Source organism: Mucilaginibacter pallidiroseus (genome assembly GCF_007846085.1).
Classification (GTDB): Bacteria; Bacteroidota; Bacteroidia; order Sphingobacteriales; family Sphingobacteriaceae; genus Mucilaginibacter; species Mucilaginibacter pallidiroseus.
In genome coordinates this window covers 401,470-420,628 of the sequence record NZ_VOEJ01000001.1, presented here as the reverse complement: position 1 = coordinate 420,628, position 19,159 = coordinate 401,470, and the positions used below count along the sequence as shown (strand labels likewise).

Genomic DNA, 19,159 nt, shown 5'->3' with positions numbered 1-19,159 from the left:
TCATGAAAAGTCTGATTTATTTAGCACAAACAAACACATCGCATACCCAAACGGGTGCTACTTCTATTTACAATCTTTCTGCAGGTTGTATTTGCATGTGTTGCTGCTGTTGTTGATTCACCCCGCACGTTATTAACGTTTTAACGGTACAATGCGTGTTGCCCTTATTAGGATAGCTTTATCCTGTCGCGAAACAACATTACTATCATTCTTTAACATCCAAATACCTTACAATGTCAAGTTTAAAATTTGAAACACTGCAAATACATGCCGGCCAGGAAGTTGATCCAACAAGCCTGTCACGTGCAGTGCCGTTATATCAAACATCATCATATTTATTTAACAGTGCCGAACATGGCGCTAACCTGTTTGCGCTAAAAGAGTTTGGGAACATTTACACTCGTTTAATGAACCCCACTACAGATGTTTTTGAGAAACGTATTGCCGCTTTAGAAGGCGGTGTGGCTGCATTGGCAACCGCATCCGGCCAGGCTGCACAGTTCATTGCACTAAATAATATCCTGCAAGCCGGAGATAACTTTGTTACCTCGCCCTTTTTATATGGCGGAACTTACAATCAGTTTAAGGTTGCATTTAAACGACTTGGCATTGAAGTACGCTTTGCCAAAGATGATACTGCGGAAAGCCTTGAACAACACATCGACGCAAATACCAAAGCCATTTATACCGAAACAATTGGTAATCCCGGCTTTAACATTCCGGATTTTGATAAGGTTGCAGCATTGGCTAAAAAGCATGATTTGCCGCTAATAGTTGATAATACATTTGCGGCAGGCGGCTACCTGTTTCGCCCGTTGCAACATGGCGCCAATGTAGTTGTCGAGTCGACTACCAAGTGGATAAACGGCCATGGCACAAGCATAGGCGGCGTAATAGTTGATGGCGGGAACTACAACTGGGGTAACGGTAAGTTTACGCAGTTTACCGAACCTTCCGAAGGTTATCACGGCTTGGTTTTTAATGATGTGTTCGGCATCGGCGGCCCGTTTGGAAATATACAGTTCATTATTCGTGCTCGTGTTGAAGGCTTGCGCGATTTTGGCCCTTCGCAATCGCCATTTAATTCATGGCTTAACCTGCAAGGGTTGGAAACTTTATCATTACGCGTACAGCGACATGTAGATAATGCTCTTGAGCTGGCCAAGTGGCTTGAGCAGCAACCACAGGTGGCTAAGGTTAATTATCCAGGCCTCGAATCGTCCCCTTATCATACCAACGCAAAAAAATATTTGAAGAACGGATTTGGCGCAGTGCTGTCTTTTGAATTAAAAGGCGAAAAAGAAATTGCAGGCGAGGTTATAAACGGTTTGCAATTAGTAAGTCACCTGGCAAACGTGGGCGATTCAAAAACGCTCATTATACAGCCGTCTTTAACTACGCATCAGCAATTAAGCGATGCTGAGCAATTGGCAGCGGGCGTTACACCTACCCTGCTACGAGTGTCTGTTGGTATTGAACATATTGATGATATTAAGGCTGATTTTGCCCAGGCATTTGCGAAAGTGGCACAGCCCGAATTAGTATAATATTGGTTTTTTTAGTTTTTAAGTGAAGTTATGCAGGAGTAGTTGGTTAAGCAGCTACTCCATACATAACGAATGATTGAAATGAGTTTACAAACATTTACATATTCTGGAGATTTTGAACTTGAATCGGGCGCCGTATTACATGGCCTCGAGATAGCTTATAATACTTACGGCAGCCTCAACAAAAGCCGCGACAATGTGGTTTGGGTTTGCCATGCGCTTACTGCCAACTCTGACGTGTTGGACTGGTGGAAGGGTTTTTTCGGCGAAAATGACCACTTTAATCCCGATGAACATTTTATAGTTTGTGCAAACGTGTTAGGTTCGGCTTATGGCACAACCAGTCCGCTTAGTCAAAATCCTGTTACTGGTAGCCCTTATTATTTAGCCTTTCCGGAGTTTACCACCCGGGACCAGGCGAAAGCACACGTGCTATTGGCCAATGAATTAGGGATTGATGTAATAGACACCTTAATTGGTGGCTCCCTGGGTGGCCAGCAAGCTTTGGAGTGGAGCATAATTGAACCCGCCCGTATAAAAAACCTGATATTAATAGCTACAAACGCAAAGCATTCGCCCTGGGGAATTGCTTTTAACGAGAGCCAGCGCTTAGCAATCGCTACCGACCGCACTTTTTATGCAAATAGGCCTGACGGCGGCAGCAAAGGTTTAAAGGCAGCGCGCAGCATCGCTTTACTATCATACCGTACCTATGAAACTTACGGCATTACGCAGCAGGAAGAAGATGACACGGTAACCGATTCGTTCAAAGCTTCGGGATATCAGAACTACCAGGGGCAAAAGTTGGTAAACAGGTTTAATGCATACAGCTACTGGTATCTATCAAAAGCAATGGACTCGCACAACGTTGGCCGTGGCCGCGGCGGGGGTGATAAAGCACTCAGCATGATAACAGCGCGTACCCTCGTAATTGGTATCACATCGGATGTATTGTTCCCCATCGAGGAGCAGCAATACCTTTTCAGGCATATACCTAAAGCAGCATTTGCCGAAATTGATTCATTTTACGGCCACGACGGATTTTTAATTGAAACTGAAATATTAACTAAAATAACAACATCCTTTTTTAAGACAGACGTTAAAGGAAAGATAATTGAACTGCAAAAAATTGCATAATGAGTAAGAAACTTAATATTGGCCTCTTCGGATTTGGAGTTGTAGGCCAGGGATTGTACGACATCGTTAAAACCAAAAACCTAAACATCGAGATCAAAAAGATCGCTATCAAAAACCCTGATAAAAAGCGCTCGTTACCTGCCGAAATTTTCACTACCGATAGAGATGATATCCTTAACAACCCGGAAATAAATACGGTTGTTGAACTGATAAATGATACAGAGGCCGCGTTTGAAATCGTTTCGCGCGCTTTAAGCTCAGGTAAAAACGTGGTGTCTGCAAGCAAAAAAATGATTGCCACTTACCTGAACGAGTTGATTGAACTACAGCATGAACACGGCACATCATTGTTGTATGAAGGTTCGGTATGTGGCAGCATCCCTATAATTCGTAACCTTGAGGAATACTATGATAACGAACTGCTGCACTCAATAAGCGGCATTTTCAATGGCTCATCAAATTACATCTTGTCAAAAGGTTTTTTAGAAGGGCTGGATTATGATAGCGCACTTAAACAAGCACAAGACCTTGGCTTTGCGGAGACTGACCCAACCATGGACGTTGGCGGTTACGATGCCAAATATAAATTGATTATCGCCGCTGCACATGCGTACGGCGTAGTTGTTAATCCGGAGCAAGTGATTAACGTGGGCATACAAAACCTTTCGGCAAATGATATCCAGTACGCACGTGAAAAGAACCTGAAAATAAAACTGGTACCCGTTGCTAAAGAACTTGACGACCGCCATGTAACCCTTTTTGTATTACCAAAATTTGTAAACGATACCGAATTTTTATACAACGTGGAATACGAGTATAACGGCGTTACCGTGCAGGCTGCATTTGCAGATCAGCAATTCTTTTTTGGTAAAGGCGCTGGCGGCCACCCTACCGGTTCGGCTGTATTGTCAGACATTGCCGCCTTGCGATACGATTACCAGTATGAATACAAAAAAGCTAAGTCTGTAAAAGACCTGAGGTTTACAAACAACGTTGACCTGAATATTTATTTAAGCTATCAAGACGAAAGCCTGGTAGATGAATTAGGCTTTGAGCATATCCATGAAAGATTTTATTCCGGCAACTATAAATTTGTGACCGGTAAAATCAATTTGCAAAAACTGATTGAGAAACAACACCGTATATCTGAAAGTAAGGCCTTTGTGGCCTTCGCCGATCAGCTAACGGGGGTCAGTTTAGCTCCGGTAAAACAAGCGGCAGAAGTTTTTTAGTAGATTCTTCCTGCCTGCATTGCAAAAGGCGTCCTTAAGTGGAGGCCTTTTGTGTTTTATATCATTTCGGTATCCCATGCTCTTTCTGTAAGTTTATCGGCAAAAACCGGACCCAAACATGCAGAAATTAAAGCAAATTATATTTAACCGTCCTCTCATATTAATTCTCTGGTTTGGGTTAAGTTTATTTACAATTGTAAAGGGCATTTTAATTTATAGCGGCAGTAAATCAAGTAATTATAACAATTATATAATTTACAAGCACAATTTTTTAAACCTAATACACCAGCATAGCCTTTTCGGCCCCGAGCCACAATATTACTTTGATTTAAACCACTACGGGCCTGTTTTTGGCCTTATTATAGCACCATTTGCTTTACTGCCCGATGAAGCAGGCGTAATTTTGTGGGTGCTCTTTCTGGCGTGGTCACTTTACTACGCCATTATAAAATTACCGCTTACCCGTACGCAGCAAACCGTGTTGTTGTTGCTAAATATCAATAGTATGATGGGATCGTCAGGACAGGTACAGGTAAATCCTTTAATAATTGCATTCGTACTCTTTAGCTTTATATTTATCCGTAAGCAACAGGATTTTTGGGCTGCGCTGATGATTATACTTGGCACAGCAATTAAACTTTATGGTGTTGTGGGCCTAGCATTTTTCTTCTTTTCGGACCATAAAATCAAACTTATTTTGAGCTTGCTATTTTGGGGAGCTGTATTGTTTGTATTACCAATGGCAGTATCATCCCCTGCATACATCGTTCAAATGTACCACGACTGGCTGCCCGACCTTATTGCCAAGAACGCTGCCAATATGCAATCAACAAGGGCGTATGTTTGTGTTATGGGTATGCTTAGCCGCATATTTAATATCGCTAACTTTCCTACCCTTTCGGTATTGATACCGGGCATGATAATTTTCGCTTTATCCATGACACGGATAAAATACTGGCGAAATCTGCAATATCAATTGCTGCTTGTAGCATCTACCTTGATCTTCTCAATCATCTTCAGTTCCAGCTCCGAGCCACCCACCTATATCATTGCATTTATCGGTGTGAGCATTTGGTTTGTAAACCTCGACAGGCCAATTACTCCCTATGAGCGTTTCCTGATTATATTTGCATTGGTACTAACCAATTTTTCACCTTCCGACCTATTCCCGCGTTACCTGCGGTTAAAGTATGTGCTTCCTTATAATTTGATTGTATTGCCTTGTTTACTCATATGGTTTAAGATTGTCTATGAGATGTTATTCAAAAATTTCAGGACATATCCCGGGCAAACCGAATGGCATCTGAAAACGTCTGAAGTTGATAAAGCAAACGCTTAAATACGTAAACAACAAAAGGCCCTTACGGGCCTTTCATTTTAGAATCACACTTAATTAACTATATATTTCTACTTAGATCCCAGTTTTCGAGGTAGTCTGCTACCTTTTTAACAAACATGCCGCCAAGCGCGCCATCAACAACCCTATGATCATATGACAGTGACAGGTACATCATGTGCCTTATGGCAATGGCATCGCCTTGCGGCGTTTCTATCACAGCGGGTTTCTTTTTAATTGCGCCAACAGCTAATATGGCCACCTGGGGCTGGTTTATAATAGGCGTACCCATTATATTGCCAAACGAACCGATGTTGGTAATGGTGAACGTACCATCTTTTACGTCATCCGGGTTCAATTTGTTACCTCTTGCCCTATTTGCCAAATCATTAACTGCTTTGGTTAAACCAACAAGGCTTAACTCATCGGCTTTTTTAATGACAGGAACAATAAGGTTACCACTTGGTAAAGCAGTCGCCATACTTATATTGATGTCCTTTTTCCTGATGATTTGCGTGCCGTTTACCTGCACGTTTATCAACGGCATTTGCTTTATAGCTTCAACAACCGCCTCAATAAATATTGGTGTAAACGTAATTTTTTCACCTTCGCGTTTCTCAAAGGTGTTTTTCACTTTATCGCGCCATTGAACCAGGTTGGTAACATCAGCTTCCACAAACGATGTTACGTGTGGCGATGTTTGTTTGCTCATAACCATGTGGTCGGCAATGAGGCGGCGCATACGGTCCATCTCTATAATCTCATCATTACCGGAGTATGATACTGCCGGCTTAGCGGCAGGTGCTTCGGGCTGAGCGGGTTTTGCAATTTCGGGAGCTGGCTGTTGTGGTGTACTTACCGGGACAGCTTTTTCAGTTGATGGTGCTTTTGTTTCAGCTACCGGTGTTTGTAGTTGTTGCGTACTTACCGGTGCAGTATAAACATGCTCTTCTGTAAATTTTGAGCCACGTTGCTGTATGTAAGCCAGTAAATCGTCTTTCGTTAAACGCCCCTCTGCACCAGTACCCGGTATTCTGTCGAGCTCGTCGTTACTGATACCCTCCTGCCCGGCTATATTTTTTACCAGCGGCGAATAAAAACGATTCTCAAATTTATCTCCGGATGATTCCTGCTTTTCGGTATTAGTTAATTGATCAATACCCGGAATATTGGCAGCGGGCATTTCCTCATCCTGAGTTGAAGGAGTGTATTGTTTTTCGACAGCCTCAGTAGCACTTTTTTGATTTCCTTCAACGGCGGTATCAGTTTCAGGTTGTGACTCATCACCTTCGGTCTCAATAATTGCAATTACCGCCCCTACCTGCACAACATCGTCTTCTTTGTAAAGCTGCTCAACCAGTTTGCCGGATACCGGCGAAGGAACCTCGGAGTCAACTTTGTCGGTTGCTATATCCATCACTGCCTCGTCTGCTTCAATGTAATCGCCCGGCACTTTGTGCCATTTGATTACCGTTGCTTCAGCAACGCTCTCTCCCATTTTCGGCAATAATAATTGGTATTTGGCCATACGCAGATTAGTAGTTCGTAGGCTCAAAATTAAGCAGAATTTTTGTTACATCATGTCTTCTTTCAGTAAAGTAATCAACATAAAAAAGGCCGCTACGGCACTTCTTTCGATGTTTTGCATCCGTTTATTCACGAATGTGAATTTCTTTGCAACAGTTTTATTTGCATTTGCAACAGCTATCCAAACAGTGCCTACAGGCTTGTCTGGGGAGCCCCCATCCGGCCCCGCAATACCGGTTACGGCGAGGGCCACATCCGACTTAAATTCGCGTAGCGCACCCTCAACCATCTCTGTAACAGTTTGCTCGCTCACCGCACCAAATGCTTTAATGGTTTCATGTTTAACTCCCAAAACGTGCTCCTTAAGTGCATTGGCGTATGACACAGCACCCCCGAAAAAAACGGAAGATGAACCGGCATGCTGCGTTATTAAATGAGATATATAACCACCGGTGCAGCTCTCGGCAACTGATAAGGTGAGACCTCTTTTTTTTAGGGTATTGATAACAACGTTTTCCAGCGGTATGTCTTCAACTGCTACCACATTGTCGCTCACACGCTCAGTTATCTGGTTTGCAAAGTTGTTTACCTGTTCCTGAATATTCAAATCATCACCTACGTAAGCACTCAAACGCAAGCGTACCTGCCCCATTTTTGGTAAATAAGCAAGTTTGATATTTGCCGGTAATGAATCTTCAATATCGGCTATGCGTTTTGCCAGGAATGATTCGCCTTCGCCAACGGTAAGGATAGTTTTATGAATTATTGGAGCAAGGTTGAACCTCGGCTTTAATTTCGGAATAACTTTCTCCTCCAACATGTAATACATCTCAAAGGGTACACCAGGCATGGATACATATATCTTCCCGCCTTCATCAAACCACATTCCGGGCGCGGTGCCATTTTCATTTTGAATAACCTCGCAATTAGCCGGAACCATAGCCTGCAAACGATTTACCTCCAATAAAGGCCTGTTATAGCGTTCAAATATCCGCTTAACATTATTGAGAGCATCGTCATTCAACACCATTTCTACATCAAAGTACTCCGCGAGTGTTTTTTTGGTAATATCGTCTTTTGTAGGCCCAAGCCCGCCTGTAATCAATATGATATCTGCACGCTCGGTAGCTTCTTTTAATGCAGCAAGTATATGCGCTCTATTATCAGACACCGAAGAGATCTGTTTTACACGAATACCTTGCTCGTTAAGTTTGCCGGCCATCCAGGCAGAGTTGGTATCAACTATCTGCCCAATCAATATTTCATCGCCAATAGTAATAATCTCTGCCAGCATATCAGTTATTAGTAAAATGTAGAGTTTGATGTGTAATCACTTCGCTTACTCAGTTTAAGATCCTGCAAAATAGATGCCTTAACTTTTAACGTTACGTTGTATGATTTGTAAAAACCAAAAGGAAGCCATTGAATAGAAAGATCCCAGCAATGCAAATCGCGGTAAATAGCAAAGGATGTTGCATCGCTGAGCCTGCCCGCTTTTAAGTCGTAAGTGCTGTTATACTGCACTTTCCACTTTTTAGTGATACTAACATCACCACTAAGCATTATCGTGTTAGACGAATTTGTTCTGGTAATGTTATTAGTATAGTTGAAGCTATAATTCAGCGACAGGTTCCAGGGCACATTAAAGTCGATATAAGCACCCGGATCGCTGTTTAAAACGGCAAGCTGCTGCGCCTGGTTTGGTGTCATTGAATTTATGGAATTGCCAACAACCTTTGGCTTAGGGTTAAAGGTGGATGGGTTTAAACTTCCGCTCGCCGAAAAGTTAAAGTTCGTCAATATCGGGAACTTGCCGTTTTGCCAATTGTATCTGTTTATCCTGGTAACCGTTTGCTGTATAGCCCCATTACTGATAGAATCCCTGACAAGGTTCACGTATGGATCCAGTATCCCGCTAAAGTTGATATTAACCTTTTGGTTAAGTATCGCAGTGTGGCCTGAAATACTAAAGTTTTGCAGCCGTAACGAGTCCTGCGCAAAATTGTAAAAGGTTGAAAAGCTTAAGCCCTGTAAAATTGGTACCTTTTTATCAGCTCCGGATGTATCGGTACTTTTAGCTTTAACTTTTGCCTCGATCGTGTTATCAAGTGAGAAGCCTATACCTGCCTGTTTGCCTGCGCTTGGGCCGCCGTAAACAGATTGTTCAAATATTGAATAACGCTGCGCTGTGTACGGATATGGTACCGAGGCCTGGCTTACAGCTGTACGATAGTATCCGTAACTCGGCGCACCAAAATCGGGACGGTACGAAAAACTTATTTGCGGCGTGGTAACATGCCTTATTTGTTTTAAGCGACCAGCATTAACGTTAAATGTTCCGTATATTTTTGTAGCCACACCTGCATTTAACTGGTACTCGCCGGCACGTGCAAACCCTGGTATAGTATCAAGCACAGATGTTGCCTGCCCTGCTACGCTGCCACGCTCATAACGCCTACGTGTTGTTTGAAAGTACCACCTTTCGATGTAGTTGGCGCCTGTGTTAAACTGGAAATATTTAAGGATATTAGCATTAAACGCAATTGGAATGGTATGTTGAAATCCATTCTGTAAACGCTTGCTTAACGTATTGCCTTTAAAAAGTTCCGCCTCGGGCACGTTAGTTAATTTATTGGTTGCTTGCAAACCGTAACCCACTGTGATTTTTTGATACCATTTTTGCTCGCCTACCCTGTTTTTTGAATCAAACGGGCTTAGGGTTGTCATACTAAAGTTAAGTGTGGGCAACTCCAGCGTTACAGTACCTGCAGATAAATCTTGGCTGTGGCCAAGGCTCACTTGCAAGTTAAAGGGCGAGTTAGCCCAGGTTTTGCCATAAGCAATACTTGATCGCAAGTTATTTTGCGTGAGTGACTGTAAGTTATAATTGTTTTGCGCAGGGTTATTTTGGTAATAACTGCGCGTACCTGCATTTACCGATGCACTGAACGTAGTGCCCGGGTTTGCATTGGGATCCTGCGAGTGCGACCAGGTAATGTTAAAGTCTTTAACTGCTGGGTCGCCGGCGAGGCCGTAATTATGCGAGCCATAAGCTAGATTTAAGTTACCGCCATATTTATATCGCTTTAAATAACGTGCACTCGTGCTAATTTCATAAGCGCCTTTAGAATACAGGGAGCCTTGGGTTGTTAAATCTACATAGTCGTTAAGGGCTATATAATAACCAAAGTTACGCAGGTAGAAACCCAGCCTTGCATCCTCACCAAACGTTGGAAGTAATATACCCGATGCTCTTGAATTGGGCTTTGGAAAAAAGCCAAACGGAACGCCTAATGGCAGCGGCACACCGGCTATCTCAAGATATGCCGGGCCGGATATGATCCTGTTTTTTTGACCTATTCCTTTTGTAATTACCACACCAAAGTGGGTATCAGGCATGGGCAAGCTACAGGTACTAAAAAGCACATTACGATACGCTACCTCTTCTTCATTCAACCTCTTGGCCAAACCACCTGAAATAAAGTTGCCCTCCTGCTCTGATGCCGGGTTCCAAACTTTACCTTTTTTGGTTTTGTAATCGAACAGCAGGGAGTCTGACGCAACAGGCTTTTCGGTGCCAGATTTGGATATGGGCCTGCCAACGTATCGGTGCGATCTTGGATCAATGCTTCCACGGGCAAATATCAGGTGGTTCTTTTCATCTACACGTATATAATCGGCACTCAATTCAAAATCCTGGTACTTTACTTTTGCTTTACCATATAAATAGGATATTTTGTTATCATTATCAACATAGGAAGAGTCATCTGATGTTGATTTTACAATATCACTTAAACCGCTGCTTTTGCCGGGGCTGGTATCCCTTTTTGTGGTGGTTTGGATGTTTGTTTGACTACCTTTGGCCGGAGGATTTACCCGCAACAGCTTTGCATCGCGTACAGAATCAAGCTGCCTTACGGCCGAATCACGAGCCGGAAAAGGGTTTTGCCCGCCGCTTTGGGCCATAGCATTCCCGCTCACTATTACTATAAGTGCAAGAAGAAAAAAGGCAGTAACTAATTTCAAAATTGATTATGAATAGTATTTTTGCAGGTACAGTTAACAGCGTTCAAACATAATGAAAATAAAAATATTGAACAGGTTGAAAAGGTTATTTTATAGTTTATACGCATTTTTCATATGCTTATCGTTGTTTCCATTACTGTGCTTTGCTTCTGCTGAAACAGATACGCTTACCGGCTTCAAACTTAAAACTGTTATCATAGATCCGGGCCATGGTGCCAAAGCGGAAGGCTCTCCTCCGGGGCATTATTCGCGCGGTGCAAACGGCTCCTATTCTACAGAAAGAAATGTAACGCTGGCTATTGCTTTAAAATTGCAGGCGGCTATTGAAAAAGATATTAACGGTGTGAAGGCCGTTTTAACACGCCAAACCGAGGACGATGTTTCCTGGGAGCGCCGCGCACAAATAGCCAATGAAAACAAAGGCGATCTGTTCATCTCCATACACTGTAATTCACTGTCAGACAGGATAGTGCGCGAACGTGTTGGCACCCGCCGGGGCAAGGCAATTTACCGCAGTACACGCGTTGCCGACAGATCTGGCAAGGGTGCTTTGATGCTGATATACGGTTTACACCGCTCGCGCGAAGAGGAAAATACCATCAAAAAGAACCAGGTGGGCGAAGACTCTGATCTTGACGGCGACGGACTTGACGAAAACGACCCAATGGTTATCATCCTTACCAATGAATATAAAAGACGCTTTAGGAAGCAAAGTATAAATATTGCAAACTTTATTAACGATGAGATTGTTCAGAACGATGGAAGACGAAGCGAAGGCTTGCGTGAACAGGGTATTTATGTTTTGTGCCACGTGGCAATGCCATCGGTTTTAGTTGAAACCGGTTACATCAACAACCACGACGACGAAGCTTACCTTACATCTGAGCAAGGACAAACGGAAATTGTAAATTCAATTGTGAGGGCCATAAGCAACTATAAAAACCAGGTTGAGCGGGTTGTAAAAACTAACTAACACTATTTAAAACACCTACATTTTGAAAATATCTAACGAAACAAAAATTGGGGCATTAACTGCCGTAGCCATTACCATACTTATATTGGGTTATAGCTTTTTAAAGGGTAACGATGTATTCTCGGGCTCCAATAAATTTTACGCGGTTTACCGGAGCGTTGAAGGATTAACCGTTTCTAAACCGGTTTTGGTTAACGGTTTTCAGATAGGCCGGGTATCAAAAATGCAGCTGCATGAAGACGGCCGCACAACGGTTGAGTTTAAGATAGACCCACAATATAACATCCCCGATAATACACTGGCCAAATTGCAAAGTTCGGACTTGTTGGGCAGCAAGGCTATAGTATTTGAATTAGGAAATAGCACAACCTATGCCCAGGATGAAGACACCCTTCGTGCCGACATACAGGGTAGCCTTGCCGAAAGCTTACAGCCTATCCAAAAAAAGGCGGAAGTACTTATTACAAAAGTTGACTCGGCACTAGGTGCCATTAACAAAATAATGAATCCCAACTTTCAAAAAAATGTCGACCGTAGTTTTGCCAGCATAGCTAATTCATTGCAGACACTTGAAGGTACCACTAAAAAGATTGATGCCATTGTTGGGTCACAAAGCGCTCATATCAACGGCATCATGACCAATGCCGAAGCGGTATCTGGCAACTTAAAAGCAAGTACTGCGCAACTTACCGGCATTGCCAATAATTTGCAAACGTTTAGCAGCGACCTTGCAAAATCAAACATTAAGGGCACAATGGAAAGTGCCAACAAGGCAATGGCCGACTTGCAAGCTACCGTTGCCAAAATGAACAGCGGACAAGGCTCTTTAGGTTTATTAATGAACGATGATAAAATGTATAATAACCTTAATGATGCTTCAAAGAATTTAAACAACTTGTTTATAGATCTTAAGGCACATCCAAGCCGTTACGTACACTTCTCGGTATTTGGCAAAAAAGGTGACTAATTATTTCGACACCTCATTGCAACAAAAAAGACGAAGCTCATCACTTCGTCTTTTTTGTTGTTACGATTACTTCGACCTATTCTGATAGAATAAAAGTTTTACCTTCAACAGCGAGATCAGTATTTTCGAACTTACTGCGCGCCTCATCCAACAGTTCGTTCAGCGTTTTATAGCGTGCCGAAAAATGCCCTATAATAAGTCGTTCGGCTCCTGTTATCGTTGCAACCTCTCCTGCCTGCAGTGCTGTAGTATGATGGGTTTGGTTCGCCCTATCCAGCATATCATTTAAAAATGTAGCCTCATGGTATAACAGGCTCACCCCGGTTATCTGGTTAAAGTATTTAGGATTGTAAATAGTATCTGAGCAATAAGCGTACGATTTTGGTTCCTCGGGATCAATGGTAAGCGAGGCATTTGAGTAGACGGTGCCATCAGGTGCTTCCCAATCCTTGCCCCTTTTAATAGCGGTGTAGAACGGCACAGGAATATCCAATTCTTCTATGCGCTCTTTTATCAACTTACGCAAACGTTTCTTCTGCTTAAATAAAAATCCCGTTGTAGGAATACGATGATCTAATGGAATGGTCTCAACTGTTATGTCCTGGTTATCCAGGATCAGCTGCGGCGCTTTATCATTGGTAAAAACGTAATTGATTTCGTAACACAATGATGTTTCACTGTATTTCAATTGTAACTCTATAATTTCTTTTAAAGGCTCGGGGCAAAAAAGCTGCAAAGCCTTTTTACGTCCGTTGAGGTGCATTGAGGATAGTAAACCAACAAGGCCAAGATAATGGTCGCCGTGCAGGTGACTGATAAAAATGTAGTCGATACGGCTACCTTTTATATCAAAGCGCAGCATTTGCTGCTGCGTTCCCTCGGCGCAGTCTATCAAATATAATTTTTCGTTTATATTGAGTACCTGCGCTGTAGGGTTACGGTTAAAAATGGGGGTTGCAGAGCTGCTGCCCAGTATTGTAACTTCGAATTTCATACCGGGTTAACAAACTAATTATCTGATTTCTTTTTTCAATTCTTTCTCGATCTCTTCCATAAAGATCAAGTCGATACCTTCTTCGCAGGTAGGCACAATGGTTAATACAGTATCCAATTGCGAAATGGTAATCAGGCGCGATACAGCATCATTAAGCCCGCATAAAATGAAAGAGCCTTCTGCATTTTTACAAATGCGGTGGCCAACAAGCAAGCTGCTTAAGCCCGAAGAGTCGGCAAACTTAACTTGCGAAAGGTCAAGGATAATGTTACGCTGCCCCTCTGTATTAATCAGGATCAGCTCCGATTTTAGTTGAGGGGTGATAAGTGAATTCAACTTCGACTCGTCAAGCTTCACCATAATGTATTTTTCGTGCTTATCTACTGAAAATTTCATTTTTTAGAAAATTAAAAAGCTAATATATAATTAATTTATCTGTATATAAAGTTACAGGGTAGCTATCGCATTATTAATTGAACGTTCCACACGTGCGTTTACTTCGCCGGCATCTGCCTTTATAAAACGCTCGCCGGTTATTTTCTCGTAAAGCTCAATGTATCTGTTTGATATGGATTCAACAATCTCAGGTGTCATTTCCGGCACTGCTTGCCCGTCTTTACCCTGAAAGCCATTTTCTATCAACCATCTCCTAACAAATTCTTTCGAAAGCTGCTTCTGTTGTTCGCCCTTTTCCTGCCTTTCCCGGTAGCCTTCACTATAAAAATAGCGTGATGAGTCGGGCGTATGAATTTCATCTATCAGGTAAATGGTATCGCCGATTTTACCGAATTCGTATTTGGTATCTACCAAAATCAATCCTTGGTCTGCTGCTATTTCTGTGCCTCGCTTAAACAATAAACGGGTATAGTTTTCCAGACGCGTATAATCTTCTTCGCTCACAATGCCACGGCTTAATATTTCCTCGCGCGAGATATCTTCATCGTGCCCAACAGCAGCTTTGGTTGTTGGCGTAATGATAGGCTCCGGCAATATATCGTTCTCCTTCAAGCCTTCGGGAAGGGTAACGCCGCAAACCTGGCGCTTACCGGCTGCGTATTCGCGAGCTGCGTGGCCTGCAAGGTAACCACGTATAACCATTTCCACTTTAAACGGCTCGCAAATGCGGCCAATAGTAACACTCGGATCAGGAACGGTAATTACCCAGTTAGGCAAAATATCAGAAGTTGCCTCTAAAAATTTAGCTGCTATTTGGTTTAACACCTGCCCTTTATAAGGAATAGGCTCGGGCAAAACCACATCAAACGCCGAAATACGGTCGGTGACAACCATAGCCAGGTATTTGTTGTTTATAGTGTATACATCGCGCACCTTGCCTTTGTAGTAGCCGGTTTGCCCTTCAAAATTAAAATGAGTTTCTTTTATTGCGTTCATGTAATGGATAATGGTTAATAGTTCATGGATAATAGCCTAACTGCGATCCAAGGAAACGGCACGCAGCAAACTAATCACTAATCTCCAATCACTACTTACTTATTTACTGTATATCCCCGTAAGCTTCCAAAATGCGTTTTACCAATTTGTGGCGCACAACATCTTCCCCGCTCAGGTAAACAATATCAATACCTTTAATATCTGTTAGTATGCGCAGTGCGGTGTATAAACCCGACTGCTGTTTTTTAGGTAAGTCAATTTGGGTTACATCGCCTGTAACGATAAACTTGGCCGACGGCCCCATACGCGTTAGAAACATTTTTAACTGCATATCGGTAGCGTTTTGTGCCTCATCCAATATTACAAAGCAGTTATCAAGCGTACGGCCACGCATAAATGCAAGCGGTGCTATCTCGATAGTGCGGTTTTCCAAATAAAGTTTCAGCTTTTCGGCCGGTATCATATCATCAAGCGCATCATACAGTGGGCGCAAGTAAGGGTCTATCTTCTCCTTAAGGTCACCCGGCAAAAAGCCAAGGTTCTCCCCTGCTTCAACAGCCGGTCGGGTAAGAATGATGCGTTTAATCTCTTTGTTTTTAAGTGCTCGTACAGCCAGTGCTACGGCAGTATACGTCTTACCTGTACCGGCCGGGCCTATGGCAAACAGTATGTCACTTTTGCCCAGGCTATCAACCATACGGCGCTGGTTTGGCGTACGTGCACGCACCATAATACCGTTGGGGCCAAATACAATAACCTCGCCGCTGGCAAACTTATCGGCAGTACCTTCTCCTTCTTTATTAGCAGATGGTTTTGCACCAAGCAGGCGCTCAACATCATTCACGTTAAGGCTTTCAAATTTTTCGAGGTGCTGTACAATGCTGTTAAATTTTTCCTGAAATATATTTAACTCGGCTTCGTCTCCCAGCACCTTTACTTCGCTACCGCGCGCAACTATTTTAAGCTTAGGATATTGCTTTTTTATAATCTCGAAATGATCGTTATTAGGCCCCCATAATGCAGCTGGGTCTACCTGTTCAATTGATAACTTAAGCTCGTTCAATACTAATTGATTTTTACTGGTTGCAGATTTTTATGAATTAAAAATTGAATATTTGCACCTTTAAATACTCTACAAGATTAGCAATAAATATTTATAAAATTGATGGCAATTATTACATTAACTACTGACCTGGGCGATAAAGATATTTATCAGGCTGCCCTTAAAGGTAGTATTTATAAATTGCTGCCAACAGTAAATATTGTTGATATTACTAACAATGTTGCAGCCTTTAATGTGCAGCAGGCTGCTTTTATTTTAAAGAACAGCTTTTATTACTTCCCGGAGAATACAGTACACCTAATAGGCATTGATACTGTGTACAATACCTTTACGCGTTACCTGGCTATTCGATACAAAAACCATTACTTTGTGGGTGCGGACAACGGCATATTTTCACTGATGTTTGATGGTGAGCCTGATGAGATTGTGGAAATAAATATTATGCAGGACTTAAAGTTTTTGCACTTCCCGCTGGCTGATATTTTTGTAAAGGCCGCATGCCATTTGGCCAATGGCGGTACACTTGCAGAAATAGGTATCCCGGTAGATAGTGTGGAGAACAAAATGAACCTACAGCCAACTGTTGACCGCAACCTTATTAAGGGTGTAGTAATTTATATCGATTCGTTCCAAAACGTGATCACTAATATTACTAAAGAGTTCTTCAATCGTGTGCAGCAAGGCCGTCGTTTTACATTATACTTTAAACGCAACGAAACCATCAACCATTTGAGCTGGCACTACAACGAAGTACCAGAAGGTGAAAAACTTTGCCTGTTTGGCATCAGCGACCATTTGGAAATTGCTATCAACAAGGGCAACGCAAGCGGATTGCTTGGCCTTAACCTTGGCGACAGTGTGATTATTGATTTTCAGTAATGCTTTCTGCTCACAATTGCGTCATTTTGTAATTACAAACATCTATTTACACGTCTAAAGCCGTATTTTCGTCCGCATTTTAACTACCCTATACTAAGTAAATGGCAAGAGGAACACTTAACAGTGGCAGTAAATCGGAAGCAGAGTTACCAAAGGCAAAAATAAATCTTGATAGCCTCAGGCGCATAGGTAAACTTATCTCCTACTTAAAGCCACACCGGGCAAAGTTTATAGCTGCCATTGTATTTTTATTTTTATCGAGCATTACAGGGCTAGCTTTCCCATCGTTTTTAGGTGCATTAATAGATGCAGCGCAGGGTAAACAAAAATATTCTTTTCTACCGCCGACAATTAATGCCATAGGCACATTGGCTTTTGGCGTGTTGTTTATACAAGCGTTTATATCTTTTTTCAGAGTGGTATGGTTTGTACAGGTATCTGAAAGGGCTTTGGCCGATATCCGCCGCGATACTTACTTTAAATTGGTTACCCTACCAATGAACTTTTTTGCAAACCGCCGTGTAGGAGAATTGAATAGCCGCATCTCGGCCGACCTTTCGCAGATCCAGGATACCATGACCACCACCTTTGCAGAAATGATAAGGCAATTGGTGCTATTAGTAGGCGGTATCACTTTCTTAACTATCGTTTCTTTTAAGCTTACCCTGGCATTGCTGCTTATGCTGCCAGTGTTAATTGTATTTGCGGTATTTTTTGGGCGCTTTATACGTAAACTATCTCGCCAGGCACAGGATAAGTTGGCCGAATCAAACACCATTATCGAGGAAACCTTGCAGGGAATTGCCAACGTTAAGGCGTTTGTTAATGAGGCATTTGAAGCAGGCCGGTACGACAAAAACCTTCGCGAAGTGGTAAAAATTGCTGTTAAAGGCGCAGTGTTCCGTGGTATGTTTGCTTCGTTTATAGTGTTTTGCCTTTTTGGCGCCATTGTAGGTGTAATTTGGTACGGTTCCATTTTGGTAAGCAATCACGAACTTTCGGTGGGTAGTCTGACTACCTTTATTTTATACTCGATATTTGTAGGCGCTGCTATGGGCAGTTTCCCCGAGTTATATGCCAATATGCAAAAAGCGGTTGGCGCGAGCGAACGTGTATTGGAAATATTAGATGAAACCGGCGAAGATGTATCCATCAACGCCGAAGAAAATGTCATCAAAACGAAGATAACCGGCAATCTGGCATTTAATAATGTGGTGTTTGCTTACCCGTCGAGGCAGGAGCTAACCGTACTTAAGGATATTTCTTTTACTGCAGATGCTGGCCAAAAGGTAGCCATTGTTGGCCCGAGCGGTTCGGGTAAATCAACCATGGCAGCTTTAATTTTGCAGTTTTACCATCCGCAAAGTGGTACGGTACAATTTGATGGTAAGGAAGCAAACCAATATGCGTTGACTGACATACGTAACCAAGTGGCAATTGTACCGCAGGATGTGTTGCTTTTTGGCGGCACCATCCTCGAAAACATATCTTACGGTAAATTGGGCGCAAGTAAGGATGAAATCATCGCGGCAGCAAAAAAAGCCAACGCCGACCAGTTCATCAGTTCGTTCCCTGAGGGGTATGATACCGTTGTGGGCGAACGGGGTGTAAAACTATCTGGCGGCCAGCGCCAGCGTATAGCCATTGCAAGGGCACTTTTGAAGAATCCGGCCATCCTGATATTAGATGAGGCCACATCATCTCTTGATTCCGAATCTGAGCGTTTAGTGCAGGAAGCGTTGGAAGTGTTAATGAAAGGTCGCACATCAATTGTTATTGCCCACCGCCTATCAACCATTCGTGAGGCAGACAAAATTGTAGTGCTTGAAAAAGGCAATATTGTTGAAACAGGTACGCATCAGCAACTTATAGCGAACGAACAGGGCCTATACAGATATCTAAGTCAACTACAGTTTGAAACCGCCGCAAAGGTTTTAGAATAAGGCAGGCGCAAATCATCAGAAAGTATTAAATTGCGGAGGCGTCAATCAAAAAATTGATGCCTTTTATGCTTAATCAGCAATTTATTAAAATATTATAGTTTGCTTGTTTAAAGCAACTATTACACTATTATCAATCTTAAAAT

The 19,159-nt window shown here is 42.5% G+C and carries 15 protein-coding genes; 8 read left to right on the top strand and 7 right to left on the bottom strand.

All coding sequences use genetic code 11. From position 1 onward, the window contains the following. The first annotated feature begins 233 nt into the window (after positions 1-233). From FPZ43_RS01875 to FPZ43_RS01860, 4 genes are all read left to right on the top strand, one after another. The gene (locus FPZ43_RS01875) at positions 234-1,547 is read left to right on the top strand and encodes an O-acetylhomoserine aminocarboxypropyltransferase/cysteine synthase family protein (RefSeq protein WP_146380146.1); all 1,314 of its coding nucleotides are present in this window, start codon (positions 234-236) and stop codon (positions 1,545-1,547) included. Positions 1,548-1,628: 81 nt separating this feature from the next. Next, entirely contained in the window at positions 1,629-2,684 is a 1,056-nt protein-coding gene (locus FPZ43_RS01870) for a homoserine O-acetyltransferase family protein (protein ID WP_146380145.1), read from the top strand. Further along, positions 2,684-3,916, top strand: coding sequence for a homoserine dehydrogenase (locus FPZ43_RS01865; protein WP_146380144.1), 1,233 nt, complete (start codon positions 2,684-2,686; stop codon positions 3,914-3,916). Before FPZ43_RS01870 ends, FPZ43_RS01865 begins: the two co-directional genes overlap by 1 nt. Before the next feature lie 118 nt (positions 3,917-4,034). Continuing rightward, complete coding sequence (locus tag FPZ43_RS01860; protein ID WP_146380143.1) at positions 4,035-5,255, top strand: glycosyltransferase family 87 protein; 1,221 nt, start codon at positions 4,035-4,037, stop codon at positions 5,253-5,255. Positions 5,256-5,313: 58 nt separating this feature from the next. Here the strand turns inward: FPZ43_RS01860 and FPZ43_RS01855 are convergent, their stop codons facing one another. The 3 genes from FPZ43_RS01855 to FPZ43_RS01845 are packed head-to-tail and all read right to left on the bottom strand — an operon-like array spanning position 5,314 to position 10,805. Then, complete coding sequence (locus FPZ43_RS01855; RefSeq protein WP_146380142.1) at positions 5,314-6,780, bottom strand: dihydrolipoamide acetyltransferase family protein; 1,467 nt, start codon at positions 6,778-6,780, stop codon at positions 5,314-5,316. A 45-nt stretch (positions 6,781-6,825) separates the two neighbouring features. After that, on the bottom strand, positions 6,826-8,073 hold the full coding sequence (locus FPZ43_RS01850; protein WP_146380141.1) for a competence/damage-inducible protein A: 1,248 nt from the start codon (positions 8,071-8,073) through the stop codon (positions 6,826-6,828). A gap of 8 nt (positions 8,074-8,081) precedes the next feature. Continuing rightward, a complete protein-coding gene (locus tag FPZ43_RS01845; RefSeq protein ID WP_146380140.1) occupies positions 8,082-10,805 on the bottom strand; it encodes a putative LPS assembly protein LptD in 2,724 nt (907 codons plus the stop codon). Between the two features lie 52 nt (positions 10,806-10,857). Here FPZ43_RS01845 and FPZ43_RS01840 point away from each other — a divergent pair, with 52 nt between their 5' ends. Together FPZ43_RS01840 and FPZ43_RS01835 are read left to right on the top strand one after the other, a co-directional pair. Then, positions 10,858-11,778: an N-acetylmuramoyl-L-alanine amidase family protein gene (locus FPZ43_RS01840; protein WP_146380139.1), complete on the top strand. Its 921-nt coding sequence runs from the start codon at positions 10,858-10,860 to the stop codon at positions 11,776-11,778. Positions 11,779-11,800: 22 nt separating this feature from the next. Continuing rightward, positions 11,801-12,745 (top strand): MlaD family protein, encoded by a 945-nt coding sequence (locus tag FPZ43_RS01835; protein ID WP_146380138.1) that lies wholly within the window; start codon positions 11,801-11,803, stop codon positions 12,743-12,745. A gap of 76 nt (positions 12,746-12,821) precedes the next feature. Here the strand turns inward: FPZ43_RS01835 and FPZ43_RS01830 are convergent, their stop codons facing one another. The 4 genes from FPZ43_RS01830 to FPZ43_RS01815 form a co-directional block, all read right to left on the bottom strand. Further along, positions 12,822-13,739, bottom strand: a complete 918-nt coding sequence (locus tag FPZ43_RS01830) for a ribonuclease Z (RefSeq protein ID WP_146380137.1) — start codon at positions 13,737-13,739, stop codon at positions 12,822-12,824. 18 nt (positions 13,740-13,757) lie between these two features. Next, positions 13,758-14,135 (bottom strand): STAS domain-containing protein, encoded by a 378-nt coding sequence (locus FPZ43_RS01825; protein WP_146380136.1) that lies wholly within the window; start codon positions 14,133-14,135, stop codon positions 13,758-13,760. 51 nt (positions 14,136-14,186) lie between these two features. After that, positions 14,187-15,131, bottom strand: coding sequence for a phosphoribosylaminoimidazolesuccinocarboxamide synthase (locus FPZ43_RS01820; protein ID WP_146380135.1), 945 nt, complete (start codon positions 15,129-15,131; stop codon positions 14,187-14,189). A gap of 103 nt (positions 15,132-15,234) precedes the next feature. Continuing rightward, positions 15,235-16,194, bottom strand: a complete 960-nt coding sequence (locus tag FPZ43_RS01815; RefSeq protein WP_146380134.1) for a PhoH family protein — start codon at positions 16,192-16,194, stop codon at positions 15,235-15,237. A gap of 102 nt (positions 16,195-16,296) precedes the next feature. On the opposite strand from FPZ43_RS01815, the gene FPZ43_RS01810 reads away from it, so the two are divergent. Together FPZ43_RS01810 and FPZ43_RS01805 are read left to right on the top strand one after the other, a co-directional pair. After that, complete coding sequence (locus FPZ43_RS01810; RefSeq protein ID WP_146380133.1) at positions 16,297-17,073, top strand: SAM hydrolase/SAM-dependent halogenase family protein; 777 nt, start codon at positions 16,297-16,299, stop codon at positions 17,071-17,073. Between the two features lie 101 nt (positions 17,074-17,174). Continuing rightward, positions 17,175-19,016: an ABC transporter ATP-binding protein gene (locus tag FPZ43_RS01805; protein WP_146380132.1), complete on the top strand. Its 1,842-nt coding sequence runs from the start codon at positions 17,175-17,177 to the stop codon at positions 19,014-19,016. Positions 19,017-19,159 lie beyond the last annotated feature (143 nt).